The following is a 13,419-nucleotide window of genomic DNA, read 5'->3' as shown; positions in this document are numbered from 1 at the left end:
GGTGAGCCGCGCCGACGGCCTCACCCCTGCCGACGGCCCACCCCCTACCCCACGAACACCCGCGACACCGCATAGATAGCGAGCCCCGCCAGGGAGCCGACCACCGTGCCGTTGATCCGGATGAACTGCAGGTCCCGCCCGATGTGTGCCTCGATCTTCTTCGAGGTGTGCTCCGCGTCCCAGCCCGCCACCGTGTCCGTGATCAGCGAGGTGATCTCGTCGCGGTAGGTCGTCACCACGTACACCGCCGCGCCCTCCACCCAGCCGTCCACCTTCTGCTGGAGCCGGCCGTCCTGTGCCATCCGGGCGCCCAGCGAGAGCAGCGAGGCCCGTACGCGCAGCCGCAGCTCGCTGCGCTCGTCCTCGGCGGCGGCCACGATCATCGAACGTACGGCCGACCAGGCGGAGGCGATGAGATCCTGCACCTCGCCGCGGCCGAGGACCTCCCGCTTCAGGCGCTCCACGCGCTCCCGCGTGTCCGAGTCGGACTGGAGGTCGGCGGCGAAGTCGGCGAGGAAGCGGTCGACGGCCCCGCGCGCGGGGTGCTCGGGCATGTCCCGCATCTCGGTGACGAACCGCAGCAGTTCCTTGTAGACGCGGTCGCCGACCTTCCTGTCGACGAAGCGCGGGGTCCAGCCGGGCGCCCCGCCCTGCACCGCGTCCATCACCGAGTCGCCGTGCTCGACGAGCCAGTCGTGCGCGCGTACGCAGATCAGGTCGACGACCCGGCGGTGGCCGCCGTCGGCGACGATCTTCTCCAGCGTCTTGCCGATACCGGGCGCGATCTCCTGGGCGTCGGCGCGGCGCGTGATGGCCTCGCCGACCACGGCCTGCACGTCGGAGTCGCGCAGCACGGTCAGGGCGCCGCGCAGCGCCGTGGCCAGCTCGGCGGTGACGCGGTCGGCGTGCGCGGGCTGGGCCAGCCAGGTGCCGAGGCGGGCGCCGATGCCGACGGCGTGCAGCCTGCCCCGTACGACGTCGGCGGAGAGGAAGTTCTCCCCCACGAAGTCGCCGAGGGACGCGCCGAGCTGGTCCTTCTTGTTCGGGATGATCGCCGTGTGCGGGATGGGCAGGCCGAGCGGGTGACGGAAGAGGGCCGTCACCGCGAACCAGTCGGCGAGCGCGCCGACCATGCCGGCCTCCGCGGCGGCCGCGACATAACCCGTCCAGGCGCCGGCGCCGGAGTGCTGCGCCCACTTCGCGAGTACGTAGACGACAGCGACGAAGACAAGCAGGCCCGTCGCCGTGATCTTCATCCGGCGCACGCCGCGCCGCTTCTCCTCGTCGGCGGGGCTGTACGTGAAGCCGCCGGGGGCCACCGGAGTCACCGGGGCCGCCCCGAACGGCGTACCCTCGCCCGGCTCGCGCCCCTTGTCAGGTTCGGGGATTTTCTCCGCGTTTGCGCTCTGCACTCACTCCACCTGGCCCGTTCGCCTCGTCCTGATCCGCATTGTCCCCGCGTCCTGTGTTCTCCGTCCCTTCCTCACTACTCCTGGAACGAACGACAAGTTCCCGGCGTCGATAAGAGCGGAGGGGGGCAGTGTCGGCCGCCTCACGGCCCATGCCGCATCATGGGGTGATCACATCGGAGCCTCGGGGCTCCCCCTGCCCGAGGAGAAAGAGCCCGCATGACCAAGCGTCACGGTTATGCCCTTCTCGCCGCGGTCATCGCGGTCATAGTGGTGATTTCCGCCGCCATATACGTCGGAGTCGCCGGCACCGACAACGGCTCGCAGGACACCATCAGCGCGGGTCCGCGCGGCCCCCGCAACTCCGCCGATCCCGCCTCGTCCGGCGCCTGGGTCGGCTCCTGGTCCGCCTCCCCCGCGGGGTTCGAACCGGGCACCGAGCGCAAGGGTTTCGCCGGCCGCTCCCTGCGCAACGTGGTGCACACCAGCGTCGGCGGCAAGAGCGCCCGCATCACCCTGTCGAACCTCTACGGAACCACGCCGCTGAGCATCACGCACGCCTCCATCGCGCTGTCCTCCGCGTCGAGCGCCCCGGCCGCCGCGCCCGGCACGCTGCGCCGCCTCACGTTCAACGGCAACACCTCGGTGGTGATCCCGCCGGGCGCCCAGGTGATGAGCGACGCCGCCCGCCTGCGCGTCCCGCACGACGCCGACCTGCTGGTCACGACGTACTCACCCACCCCGTCCGGGCCGGTCACCTACCACCCGCACGCGCGCCAGATCAGTTACGTCGCCGAGGGCGACCGCACCGAGGACCCGGCCGGTGACGCCTACACCGAACAGAGCCCGTTCTGGCGCTACCTGACCGCGGTGGACGTGCTGAGCAACGAGACCGACGGCACGGTCGTCGTCTTCGGCGACTCCATCACCGACGGCATCTCCTCCACGATGGGCGCCAACCGCCGCTGGACCGACGTCCTCGCCGACCGGCTGCGCACCGAGTCGGGCGCGCCGCGCTACGGCGTGGTGAACCAGGGCATCAGCGGCAACCGCATCCTCTCCGACGGACGCGGGCAGCCCGCGGCGAACCCGAGCGGCCTCTCCCGCTTCGACCGTGACGTCCTGAACCGCACGGGCGTCAAGGCCGTCGTCATCGCCCTCGGCGTCAACGACATCCTGCGCAACCCGCATCAGAACGACCCGGACCGCATCGTCGAGGGCCTGCGCGAGCTGACCCGCCAGGCGCACACGCGCGGGCTGCGGGTCGTCGGCGCCACGCTGATGCCGTTCGGCGGCCACCGCGGCTACGACCCCGGGCTCGAATCGGTGCGGCAGTCGGTGAACGAGCAGATCCGCTCGGGGAAGGTCTTCGACGAGGTCGTCGACTTCGACCGCGCGCTGCGCGACCCGTACGACCCGCGCAAGCTGCGCGAGCAGTACGACTCGGGGGACCATCTGCACCCCTCGGACGCGGGGTTCCGCAAGATGGCGGAGACGTTCAACCTCTCGCACCTGAAGGGCTCGGCGGCGGCCGAACTCTGACAAGGCCTCAGCCGCCCGCCCCGCGTCCGTACGGGGTGGGCGGCTGCCGGGGATCAGGTGCCCGGCTTGCGGCCGTAGACGAAGACGTCGTCGCCCTTGCGCAGCGTGTTCCAGTACTTCACGGCGTCCTTCTTCGTCATGTTGACGCAGCCGTGGGAGCCCGGCGGGGACCAGACGCTGATGCCGACCGAGTGGAAGGCCTGGCCGCCGTCGAAGAACTGGCTGTAGGGCATCGGCACGTCGTAGATGCTCGACACGTGGTCGATGTCCCGCCAGTAGACCTTCTTCAGTCCGGTGCGGGTCTCGTGGCCGTTGCGGCCGGTGCGGACCGGGACCGGGCCGTACTTGACGTCCTTGCCGTCCTGGATCCAGCTGAGCTGGAGCGTCAGGTCGACGCAGGCGATGCGCCCCTTGTCGGTCGGGCACTTGCCCGCCTTGTTGGGGTTGTCGCCCACCGCCTTCTGCTTGTTCATCAGGTCCATGACGCCCCAGGTGATGCTGCCCGCGTACCCGGCGTTCGGGGTGATCTTGTGCTTGGTCTGGAACGCCTTGATGGCCTTGCAGTCGGCCGGTGACTGCTTGCCGTCCACCGGGCGGCCGAGGAACTTCTCGACCTGCTTCTGATACGGCCCGGTCTGCGTCGTGCACGACGCGGCCTGCGCGCTGCCGGTGCCGAGTGCCACCGTGAGCGGGGCCACCATCACGGTGATCCCCAGAGCCACGGCTCCCCGCCTGCGAAGTGTGCGTATGTCCCCCACTGCTGCCTGCCCCTCGTCATCATGTGTCCACGGGTCGGATCCCACCTGCTAGACAGCGCGGGTCCGGGGTTCGTTGCAGGGCGAATCGACACAGGTGTGTAACAAGGGACGATTCAGTCACCCTGCCCGCGCTCAGTCACCCTGCCCGCGCTCCAGCTTCTCGCGGCGCCGCTCCTCCTTGAGCCTGAGCTTCTCCTCCTTCAGCCGCAGCTTCTCCGCCTTGCGCAGCTTGCGATCGACGCCGACGCCGCCCATCAGCGCGAAGCCCTTGACGACCACGCGGGGCGAGCCGGGCGTGCCCACACCGGTCGCCCTGTCGTCGAAGCCGCCCATGATGCCGAAGCCCTTGACCACGACGTTCATCTCGGGCGGCACGGTCACCTGGAGCCCGCCCATGATGGTGTAGCAGCGGATCTCCACATCGCGCTCGGCGAAGTACGCCTCGCGCAGGTCGATCTCGCCGCCGCCCCACATCGCGAACGCCGTGAACTGCCGCCCGATCGTCCAGCCGCCCTTGCGGCTGAAGCCGCTCCAGAAGGCGAAGCCACCGGCCGACGTGGGCTCGTGGTCCACCATCCGCGCCGCCCAGTCGACGGCCGCGGGATCGTCGCCCGCGGGCCGCTTCACCATCGACACCTTGGCGCCGTGCACCGGCAGATCGCGGGTGAGCGGCTCCAACTCACCGTATGTACGGGCCTTGTACGCGGCGTCGAGGCGCTCCTCGAACTCCGTCATGTCGAGGCGGCCCTCGGCCATCGCGTCCCGCAACACCTCCGCGACCCGCTCTCGGTCGGCGTCGGATGCCCGCAACTCGGGGAGTCTGTCACTCATGGGAGGAAGCCTACGAGGTCGTCTTCTCCGCGTACATCTTGGCGATGACCGCCTCGATGTCCGGCTCCCTGACCGACAGGTCGGCCATCGGGTACCGCGCCGCGATCCGCGCGACGAGCGGAGCCGCCGACTGAGCGGCCGGGAAGGCGAGCCACTGGCGCGGGCCCTCCACCTTCACCACCCGCGCCGACTCGACCTCCATGGGCGGAAGTTCACGCTCCAGGTCGACGACGAGGGTGCGCTCGCTCTCGCCCACCTCGTGCAGCCCGGCGAGCGGGCCGTCGTACATCAGCCGTCCGTGGTCGATGACCATCACGCGTTCACACAGCTGCTCGATGTCGGTGAGGTCGTGCGTGGTGAGCAGGACCGTCGTACCGGACTGCGTGTTCAGGTCCCGCAGGAAGCCCCGCACCTTCGCCTTGCTGATGACGTCCAGGCCGATCGTCGGCTCGTCCAGGTACAGCACCTCCGGGTCGTGCAGGAGCGCCGCCGCGATGTCGCCGCGCATCCGCTGCCCGAGCGAGAGCTGGCGCACGGGGACGTCCAACAGGGCGCCCAGTTCGAGGAGTTCCACGCACCGGTCCAGGTTCTCGCGGAAGCGGGCGTCCGGGATGCGGTACATCCGGTGCACCAGGCGGTAGGAGTCGATCAGCGGCAGGTCCCACCAGAGCGTGGTGCGCTGTCCGAAGACGACACCGATGCGCTGCGCGAGGCGCGTCCGCTCGCGGGACGGGTCGATGCCCGCGACCCGCAGCCGCCCCCCGCTCGGCGTGAGGATCCCCGTCAGCATCTTGATCGTCGTCGACTTGCCCGCGCCGTTCGGCCCGATGTAGCCGACCATCTCGCCGCGCGGCACGGTGAAGGAGATCCCGTCGACGGCCCGCACCTGGTGCCGCTCGCGCCGCAGGAAACCCGTCTTCTTGCGTACGTCGAAGACCTTCTCGACGCCTTCCAGCTCGATGAGGTCGGTTGTTCCCACTGTCTCCACGGCGGTTCAGCTCCCTGTGCTGCGATACGAACGGAGGCCCGCGCGCCAGGCGAGACCCGCGAGGGCGAGGCACGCCACGGCCACCGGCGGCGGCGCGAACGCCGTCCACACCGGCAGGTCGAGCGGGTAGGGCCGCCCCAGGACGTACAGGGCGGGCAGCCAGTTCACGAAGGCGAGCGGCAGGACGAAGGTGACCCCGCGCACCAGGTCCTTGGCGAAGACGGTCGGCGGGTACTGGAGAAGCGTGGTCCCCCCGTACGTGAACGCGTTCTGCACCTCGGCCGCGTCCTGCGCCACGAACTGGAAGGCCGCGCCCGCCATGAACACCGCCGCGAAGATGCCCGCCCCGCTGACCAGCATCAAAGGCACCATCAGCACCTTCAGCGGCGTCCAGTCGATGTCCAGGACCACCAGCGCGTACGTGAGGACCAGCGCGCCCTGCGTGAGGCGCCCCAGCCTGTGCAGCCCGAACCGGTCGGCGGCGACCTGCGCGAGCACCGGGGCGGGCCGCACGAGGAGCGTGTCGAGCGTGCCGTCGCGCACCCGCCTGCCGAGCCGGTCCATGGAGCCGAGGGCCAGGTCGGCGAGGCCGAACGCGGTGCACGAGGCGCCGTACAGGAAGGCGACCTCCGCGAGCGCGTAGCCGCCGAGCCGGTCCACCTGGGAGAACATCAGCAGGATCGCCGCGAAGTCGAAGGCGGTCACCGCGAAGTTGCCGAGCGCGCTCATCACGAAGGACAGCCGGTAGGCCATGAGGGAGCGGATCCACATCGCGGAGATCAGCCGGTAGGCACGCAGCCCGGAGCGCACCTGCGCCAGCCGACCGGTGCCCGCCTGCCCCGCCGGTCCCGCCCGCCCCGGCTGCCCTACCTGCCCCGCTCGCGTCTTCGTCAGGTCAGCCACCCTGCACCACCACCCGCCGCGTCGCCGCCGCCTGGAGCAGCCGCCCGGCGGTCAGCAGCGCCGCGGCCCAGCCGAGCTGGAAGGCGTACGCCCGCAGCAGGCCGAGGCCCGTGTGCGTGCCCAGGAAGACATCGGCGGGCACCTGGAGCAGCGCCGACCACGGCAGCGCGCGGGCGAGGTCGCCGAGCGCGCCGGGGAAGACGTTCAGCGGCAGCAGCATCCCCGAGAAGAAGGTGCCCGCGAGCATCACCACCTGCGTGATCCCCGCCCCGTCGAGCAGCCAGAACGCACAGAGCGCCACCAGGAAGCGCAGCCCGAAGCTGACCAGCGCGCCCAGCAGCACGGCGAGGAGGAACGCCAGCCAGCGCAGCGGGTCGGCGGGCAGCGCGAGGTCGAAGACGAGCGCGCCGACCGCCATCGGCACGATCCCGCGCCCGAGCAGCTGGAACAGGGCCCGGCCCAGGTCGCTCGCCAGCCACCACGCCTGGAGGTCCGCCGGCCGGTACAGGTCGACGGCGATGTCCCCGGTGCGGATCCGCTCGATCAGCTCCCCCTCGAAGCCGCCGCCCATCAGCGCCATCACCGTGAGCAGCCCCTGCCCCAGCCAGACGAACGTGACCGCCTGCGCCTGGTCGTATCCGCCGAGGCCGGGCCGCTCGTCCCAGAGCGCGATATAGGTGTAGGCGAGGATCAGCCCGAAGGCGGTGTTGGTGAAGACCCCTGCCGCGGTCGCGATCCGGTAGGTGGCGTATCTGCGGAAGCCTCCCTCGGCGACGGCCGCGTACAAACGGAACCGTCCTGTGCGCACACGCATCCCTCTCACAGTGGGCCTCGCCCCTCATCGGCCAAAGCGCAGGATCGTAGTGTGATGTGGGCCGCTCGCGCCAGGCATTTTCGGGGCGGGGCGCGTGCCCTGGTGCGCCGCGCCTGCGGCGGCAGTGTGCAATGGGGTGTACGAGGCGTACTGGACGTACGACGCTAACCGGGAGTTCCGCGAGACATGAGCGACGAGCCGCAGCAGCAGGACCCAGGCGGGCAGGGTGGCGAGCCCGCCGGGACCGGCAAGGCCAAGAAGCCCAAGCGCCCCAAGCGCAAGGGCTGGCGGCGGATCTTCCCTACCTGGCGCATGGTCCTCGGCGGCTTCATCCTGCTGGTCCTGCTGGGCGTGGGCGCCTTCATGGCGGGCTACATGCTGGTCGAGATCCCGCCGGCGAACGCCGCGGCGACCAAGCAGAGCAACGTCTATCTCTACGACGACGGCTCCGAGATCGCCCGTGACGGCGAGGTGAACCGCGAGAAGGTGCCGCTCAAGCAGATCCCGCTGCACGTCCAGCGCGCCGTGCTCGCCGCCGAGGACCGCGACTTCTACGGCGAGTCCGCGGTCGACCCGAAGGCGATGATCCGCGCGGCCTGGAACACCGTCACCGGCAAGGGCAAGCAGTCCGGCTCCACGATCACCCAGCAGTACGTGAAGAACTACTACCTGGGCCAGGAGCAGACCGTCTCGCGCAAGGTGAAGGAGTTCTTCATCTCCATCAAGCTGGACCGCGAGGTGAGCAAGGACGAGATCCTCTCCGGCTATCTGAACACCAGCTACTTCGGCCGCAACGCGTACGGCGTGCAGGCTGCGGCCCAGGCGTACTACGGCAAGAACGTGAAGGAGCTGTCCGTCGGCGAGGGCGCCTACCTCGCGACGCTCCTGAACTCCCCCAACGCCTACGACGTCGCCACGCACCCGGAGAACAAGCAGCGCGCGGCGGGCCGCTGGTCCTACGTCCTGGACGGCATGGTCAAGGAGGGCTGGCTCAGCAAGGCGGACCGGGCCAAGGTGAAGTTCCCGGCTCCCGACGAGGCCAAGGGCGCGGCGGGCCTCTCCGGCCAGCGCGGCTATGTCGTCAAGGCCGTCGAGGACTACCTCACCGCCAACAAGATCATCGATGAGGAGACGCTCGCCAAGGGCGGCTACCGCATCACCACGACCCTCCAGAAGGACCGCCAGGAAGCCTTCAAGAAGGCCGTCGACGACCAGGTGATGTCGAAGATCGACAAGAAGGCCCGCAAGGTCGACCGCAACGTCCGCGCGAGCGGCGCCTCCATCGACCCGGCCACCGGCAAGGTCGTCGCGATGTACGGCGGCATCGACTACACCAAGCAGTACGTCAACAACGCCACGCGCCGCGACTACCAGGTCGGCTCCACCTTCAAGCCGTTCGTGTTCACCTCGGCCGTGGAGAACGGCTCGGTCACCCAGAGCGGGCAGCCCATCACCCCGAACACCGTCTACGACGGCACCAACAAGCGGCCCGTGCAGGGCTGGAGCGGCGGGGCGTACGCCCCCGAGAACGAGGACCAGGTCTCCTACGGCGAGACCACGGTCCGCGAGGCCACCGACAAGTCCGTGAACTCGGTGTACGCGCAGATGGCCGTCGACGTCGGCTCCGACAAGGTCAAGGAGACCGCGATCGCTCTCGGCGTCCCGGAGTCCACGCCCGACCTCACCGCCTCCCCCTCGATCGCGCTCGGCCCCTCCACCGCGAGCGTCCTCGACATGACCGAGGCGTACGCGACGCTGGCCAACCACGGCAAGCACGGCACGTACACCATCGTCGAGAAGATCACCAAGGACGGCGAGAAGATCGCGCTGCCGGAGCAGGAGACCGAGCAGGCGGTGACCCGCGAGGCCGCCGACACCACCACCTCCATCCTGCAGAGCGTCGTCCAGGGCGGCACCGGCACGGCGGCCCAGGGCGCGGGCCGCCCCGCCGCGGGCAAGACCGGCACCGCGGAGAACGACACGGCGGCCTGGTTCGCCGGCTACACCCCCGACCTCGCGACGGTGGTCGCCGTCATGGGCCAGCACCCCGACACCGGCGCGCACACCCCGCTGTACGGGGCGCTCGGCGAGGCCCGCATCAACGGCGGCGGCTACCCGGCCCGCGTCTGGGCGCAGTTCACCAAGGACGCCCTGGAGGGCGAGCCGGTCAAGGAGTTCGACCTGGAGCTGGAGCAGGGCGCGGACCTGCCGGTGGTGCCGGAGCCGACGACGGGCGGCACCCAGGACCCGGCGACCGAGGGCGGCGCCACCACCGGCGGCCCCACGGACGGCGGCACGACGGACGGCGGCCCCACCGACGGGGGCGCCACCACGGGCGGCACGGACACCGGCGGCATCACGACCGACGGAGGCCAGGACCCCGGCGGTCAGACCGGCGGCCAGACGGGTGACCAGAGCGACGGCGGGGCCACCGCGGACGGCGGCGCCACGGACGGCGGAACGGTCGACGGGGGCGCCGCGCAGGGCGGCCCGGACGGCGGCGCGACCGACATCGGGGGGACGGATGACGGCGGCGCGTCGGACGGCGGCGACATCGGCGGCCTGACGGACGGCTAGCGCCCCGAAGGGGCGCGGGGAACTGCGCGCTCAGCCACGACGGACCCGCGGGTAGCGCCCCGAAGGGGCGCGGGGAACTGCGCGCCCAGCCACGACGGACCCCGCGGTTCCCCTACGCGACCCGGCAGGGCAGTCAGTGCCCCGAGGTCGCCTTGAGGCCGACGACGGCGACCAGCAGCAAGCAGACGAAGAAGATCCGCGCGGCGGTGACCGGCTCCCCCAGCACGACCATGCCGAGCACCGCCGCACCGGCGGCCCCGATGCCGACCCACACGCCGTACGCCGTACCGATGGGCAGCGACTTGGCGGCGTACGACAGAAGCACCATGCTCGCGACGATGCCCGCGCCCGTGAACACGCTGGGCCACAGCCGCGTGAACCCCTCGGTGTACTTCATCCCGATCGACCAGCCCACTTCGAGCAGACCGGCGACTATCAGCAGAACCCAGGCCATGACGGCACCTCCGACGAGTAGAACGCTCAGCGCGTTACCTGATGGGGTGCGTCGTCTTTGCGGAAACCCGGTACGGCGCGTCTCGTCGGGGTCGTTCCACGGTAGCAAACGGGCCGAAAGGGCTGAAGGGGCCGCTTTCCAGCCGAAGGGGCCCTTCTACAAGTACAGGCCCGTCGAGTCCTCGGAGCCCTCGAACCGGTCCGCGGCCACGGCGTGCAGATCGCGCTCGCGCATCAGGACGTACGCCACGCCACGGACCTCGACCTCGGCGCGGTCCTCCGGGTCGTACAGGACCCGGTCACCCGGCTCGACCGCACGTACGTTCTGACCGACGGCGACCACCTCGGCCCAGGCGAGCCGCCGGCCCACGGCAGCGGTCGCGGGGATCAGGATGCCGCCGCCGGAGCGGCGCTCGCCCTCGCTGGTGTCCTGCCGCACGAGCACGCGGTCGTGCAGCATCCGGATGGGCAGCTTGTCGTCGTGGTGGGTCTTCTCGCTCACGCCACCGAACCTACCTGCCCGGGCGCTCCGCGCGGCCCCCCGGGTCAGCTCTCGCGTCGCCCCGGCTCAGCTGTCGCGGCGCCGCGAGCCCATCACGAGCAGGCCGACGACGCCGACGGCCACCAGGGCCACCGGGACGATCCGCTCGATGCGGGGCGAACCGTCCTCGCCGACGAAACGGCTCCGCACATCCGAGACGAACCGGTTCGCCCCGACGTACGCCCGTCCCACCGTGTGGTCCACGCTGGAGACGACCTTCGCCTTCGCGTCACCGACGATCGTCTTCGGGTGGACGCGCACCCCGATCTCGTCGAGCGTCTCGGCCAGCTGGTCGCGCCGGCGCTTGATGTCCGCCTCGATCTGCGCAGGGGTCCTGGCATCCGACACCGCGCTGCCTCCGTGGTCGTATCGACTGTCCGTACATGAACTGTGACCACAGTCTGTCAGCTTCACGCGCGCCGCACCCCACGGCACCCCTATTACGCTCGACCCCGTCACCAAACCTTTTGCGTACGCCCCCGCGAGGAGACCGAGAATGAGCGAGCGACTGCAGCCCGGCGACACCGCCCCCGCCTTCACCCTGCCCGACGCCGACGGCAACGACGTCTCGCTGGCCGACCACAAGGGCCGCAAGGTCATCGTCTACTTCTACCCGGCCGCCCTGACCCCCGGCTGCACCAAGCAGGCGTGCGACTTCACCGACAACCTCGACGTGCTCGCGGCGGCCGGTTACGACGTCATCGGCGTGTCGCCGGACAAGCCGGAGAAGCTCGCGAAGTTCCGCGAGCAGGAGAGCCTGAAGGTCACGCTCGTCGGCGACCCCGCCAAGGAGACCCTGGCGGCGTACGGCGCCTTCGGCGAGAAGAAGCTCTACGGCAAGACGGTGACCGGTGTCATCCGCTCGACCGTCGTCGTCGACGAGGAGGGCAAGGTCGAGCACGCGTTCTACAACGTGAAGGCGACCGGCCACGTCGCGAAGATCATCAGGGACCTGGGCGTCTGATCATCAGGACCCCTTCCCGCACTGTGACAAAGCCCCCCTCCCAGGGGGCTTTCGTTTGCGTCGGCGATGTTCGAGCAAGTGACCTCAGGGAGAAAACGGGGGAGCACGTCCGAAGAACGAAAGGAACCACTCCATGGCGGCCCACGAAGAGATAGAGGCCGATGCCGACGCGGTCAAACGCCACCGCACGCTGTTCCGGGCCGCCAACCGGCGCAAGAACCCGCCGCTGCGCCGCACCGACATCACGGTCACGGACGAGGCCGCGGTCAAGCGGGCGGTGAAAGCGGCCTCGCTCGGCAACGCCATGGAGTGGTTCGACTTCGGCATCTACAGCTATCTGGCCGTCACCATCGGCCACGTCTTCTTCCCGTCCGGGAACGAGACGGCCCAGCTGATCTCCTCCTTCGCCACCTTCGCCGTCTCCTTCCTGGTCCGCCCGGTCGGCGGCATGGTCTTCGGGCCGATGGGCGACAAGATCGGCCGCAAGAAGGTCCTCGCGCTGACGATGATCCTGATGGCGATCGGCACGCTCGCCATCGGCCTGATCCCGTCCTACGCCACGATCGGCTTCTGGGCGCCGGTCCTGCTGATCTTCTTCCGTCTGGTCCAGGGCTTCTCGACGGGCGGTGAGTACGGCGGCGCGTCCACCTTCATCGCCGAGTACGCCCCCGACAAGCGGCGCGGCTACTTCGGCAGCTTCCTGGAGATCGGCACGCTCGCCGGTTACACGGGAGCGGCGGGCCTTGTCCTCATCCTGAACACCGCGCTCGGCTCGGACGCCATGGATTCCTGGGGCTGGCGCATCCCGTTCCTCGTCGCCGGTCCGCTCGGCCTCGTGGGCCTCTACCTCCGGCTCAAGCTCGACGAGACCCCCGCCTTCCAGAAGATGGAGGACGCCTCCTTCCACTCTGCGTCCGAGGGCGCGTCCGCCGTGGAGACCACGGCCAAGGGCGACCTGGCGAAGATCTTCCGCCGGCACTGGCCGACGCTGATCCTCTGCATCGCGCTGGTCGGCGCGTACAACATCACCGACTACATGCTCCTGTCGTACATGCCGACATACCTCTCCGACGAGCTCGGCTACGACGACTCGCACGGGCTGCTGATCCTCATCGGCACGATGATCGTGCTGATGCTGATCATGAACCGGGTCGGCAGGCTCTCCGACCGCTTCGGGCGCAAGCCGCTGCTGATGGCGGGCATGCTGGGCTTCCTCTTCCTCTCGCTCCCGGCCTTCCTCCTGATCAAGCAGGGCAGCCTGCTCGCGGTCTCCGCCGGGATGCTCCTGCTCGGCCTCTCCCTGGTCTGCCTCCTCGGCACGATGTCGGCGACGCTCCCCGCCCTCTTCCCCACCTCGGTCCGCTACGGCTCCCTCTCCGTCGGCTACAACCTCTCCGCCTCCCTCTTCGGCGGCACGGCCCCCCTGGTGATCACGTCCCTGATCAGCGTGACGGGCACGGACATGGTCCCGGCGTACTACTCGATGGCGGCGGCGCTCGTCGGCATCATCGCGGTGGCCTGCATGAAGGAAACGGCCCAGCAGCCGCTTTCGGGCTCGCCGCCGTCGGTGGAGACGAAGGAGGAGGCGGCGGAACTGGTAGAGGCCCAGTCCCCGTCCCCCCGCTTCTGACCCTCCCCC

13 protein-coding genes and 1 riboswitch are annotated in these 13,419 nt (G+C 70.2%); of the genes, 4 read left to right on the top strand and 9 right to left on the bottom strand.

Going from position 1 to position 13,419, the window contains the following annotated elements; genetic code table 11:
* Positions 1-44: 44 nt before the first annotated feature.
* On the bottom strand, positions 45-1,328 hold the full coding sequence (locus GKQ77_RS16700; RefSeq protein ID WP_308117689.1) for a DUF445 domain-containing protein: 1,284 nt from the start codon (positions 1,326-1,328) through the stop codon (positions 45-47).
* Between the two features lie 300 nt (positions 1,329-1,628).
* On the opposite strand from GKQ77_RS16700, the gene GKQ77_RS16695 reads away from it, so the two are divergent.
* Complete coding sequence (locus GKQ77_RS16695; RefSeq protein ID WP_219689567.1) at positions 1,629-2,951, top strand: SGNH/GDSL hydrolase family protein; 1,323 nt, start codon at positions 1,629-1,631, stop codon at positions 2,949-2,951.
* Between the two features lie 53 nt (positions 2,952-3,004).
* On the opposite strand, the gene GKQ77_RS16690 is transcribed toward GKQ77_RS16695, so the two are convergent.
* From GKQ77_RS16690 to GKQ77_RS16670, 5 genes are all read right to left on the bottom strand, one after another.
* The gene (locus tag GKQ77_RS16690) at positions 3,005-3,709 is read right to left on the bottom strand and encodes a L,D-transpeptidase family protein (RefSeq protein ID WP_219689566.1); all 705 of its coding nucleotides are present in this window, start codon (positions 3,707-3,709) and stop codon (positions 3,005-3,007) included.
* Positions 3,710-3,841: 132 nt separating this feature from the next.
* Positions 3,842-4,540 (bottom strand): DUF1707 SHOCT-like domain-containing protein, encoded by a 699-nt coding sequence (locus GKQ77_RS16685; RefSeq protein ID WP_219689565.1) that lies wholly within the window; start codon positions 4,538-4,540, stop codon positions 3,842-3,844.
* A gap of 10 nt (positions 4,541-4,550) precedes the next feature.
* Positions 4,551-5,528 carry an ABC transporter ATP-binding protein gene (locus GKQ77_RS16680; RefSeq protein WP_308117688.1) on the bottom strand — a complete coding sequence of 326 codons (978 nt, stop codon included), beginning with the start codon at positions 5,526-5,528 and terminating at the stop codon, positions 4,551-4,553.
* A gap of 6 nt (positions 5,529-5,534) precedes the next feature.
* Positions 5,535-6,347, bottom strand: a complete 813-nt coding sequence (locus GKQ77_RS16675) for an ABC transporter permease (protein WP_258021437.1) — start codon at positions 6,345-6,347, stop codon at positions 5,535-5,537.
* A gap of 76 nt (positions 6,348-6,423) precedes the next feature.
* On the bottom strand, positions 6,424-7,245 hold the full coding sequence (locus GKQ77_RS16670) for an ABC transporter permease (protein WP_219689564.1): 822 nt from the start codon (positions 7,243-7,245) through the stop codon (positions 6,424-6,426).
* A gap of 186 nt (positions 7,246-7,431) precedes the next feature.
* Here GKQ77_RS16670 and GKQ77_RS16665 point away from each other — a divergent pair, with 186 nt between their 5' ends.
* Positions 7,432-9,822, top strand: a complete 2,391-nt coding sequence (locus GKQ77_RS16665) for a transglycosylase domain-containing protein (protein ID WP_219689563.1) — start codon at positions 7,432-7,434, stop codon at positions 9,820-9,822.
* A gap of 133 nt (positions 9,823-9,955) precedes the next feature.
* Here GKQ77_RS16665 and GKQ77_RS16660 read toward each other — a convergent pair whose 3' ends face one another.
* From GKQ77_RS16660 to GKQ77_RS16650, 3 genes are all read right to left on the bottom strand, one after another.
* Positions 9,956-10,276: a DMT family transporter gene (locus tag GKQ77_RS16660; RefSeq protein ID WP_125513021.1), complete on the bottom strand. Its 321-nt coding sequence runs from the start codon at positions 10,274-10,276 to the stop codon at positions 9,956-9,958.
* A 45-nt stretch (positions 10,277-10,321) separates the two neighbouring features.
* A riboswitch (guanidine-III (ykkC-III) riboswitch) is annotated at positions 10,322-10,392 on the bottom strand.
* Positions 10,393-10,432: 40 nt separating this feature from the next.
* The gene (locus tag GKQ77_RS16655) at positions 10,433-10,777 is read right to left on the bottom strand and encodes a GroES family chaperonin (RefSeq protein ID WP_199843091.1); all 345 of its coding nucleotides are present in this window, start codon (positions 10,775-10,777) and stop codon (positions 10,433-10,435) included.
* A gap of 66 nt (positions 10,778-10,843) precedes the next feature.
* A complete protein-coding gene (locus GKQ77_RS16650) occupies positions 10,844-11,164 on the bottom strand; it encodes a DUF3618 domain-containing protein (RefSeq protein WP_219689562.1) in 321 nt (106 codons plus the stop codon).
* A gap of 148 nt (positions 11,165-11,312) precedes the next feature.
* Between GKQ77_RS16650 and bcp the strand changes: the two genes are divergently transcribed.
* A complete protein-coding gene (gene bcp, locus GKQ77_RS16645; protein ID WP_219689561.1) occupies positions 11,313-11,780 on the top strand; it encodes a thioredoxin-dependent thiol peroxidase in 468 nt (155 codons plus the stop codon).
* 133 nt (positions 11,781-11,913) lie between these two features.
* Complete coding sequence (proP, locus tag GKQ77_RS16640; protein WP_219689560.1) at positions 11,914-13,410, top strand: glycine betaine/L-proline transporter ProP; 1,497 nt, start codon at positions 11,914-11,916, stop codon at positions 13,408-13,410.
* Positions 13,411-13,419 lie beyond the last annotated feature (9 nt).

This window comes from Streptomyces anatolicus (genome assembly GCF_019400875.1).
In the GTDB taxonomy this organism is placed as follows: Bacteria; Actinomycetota; Actinomycetes; order Streptomycetales; family Streptomycetaceae; genus Streptomyces; species Streptomyces anatolicus.
This window is presented reverse-complemented; position numbering and strand designations above follow the sequence as displayed.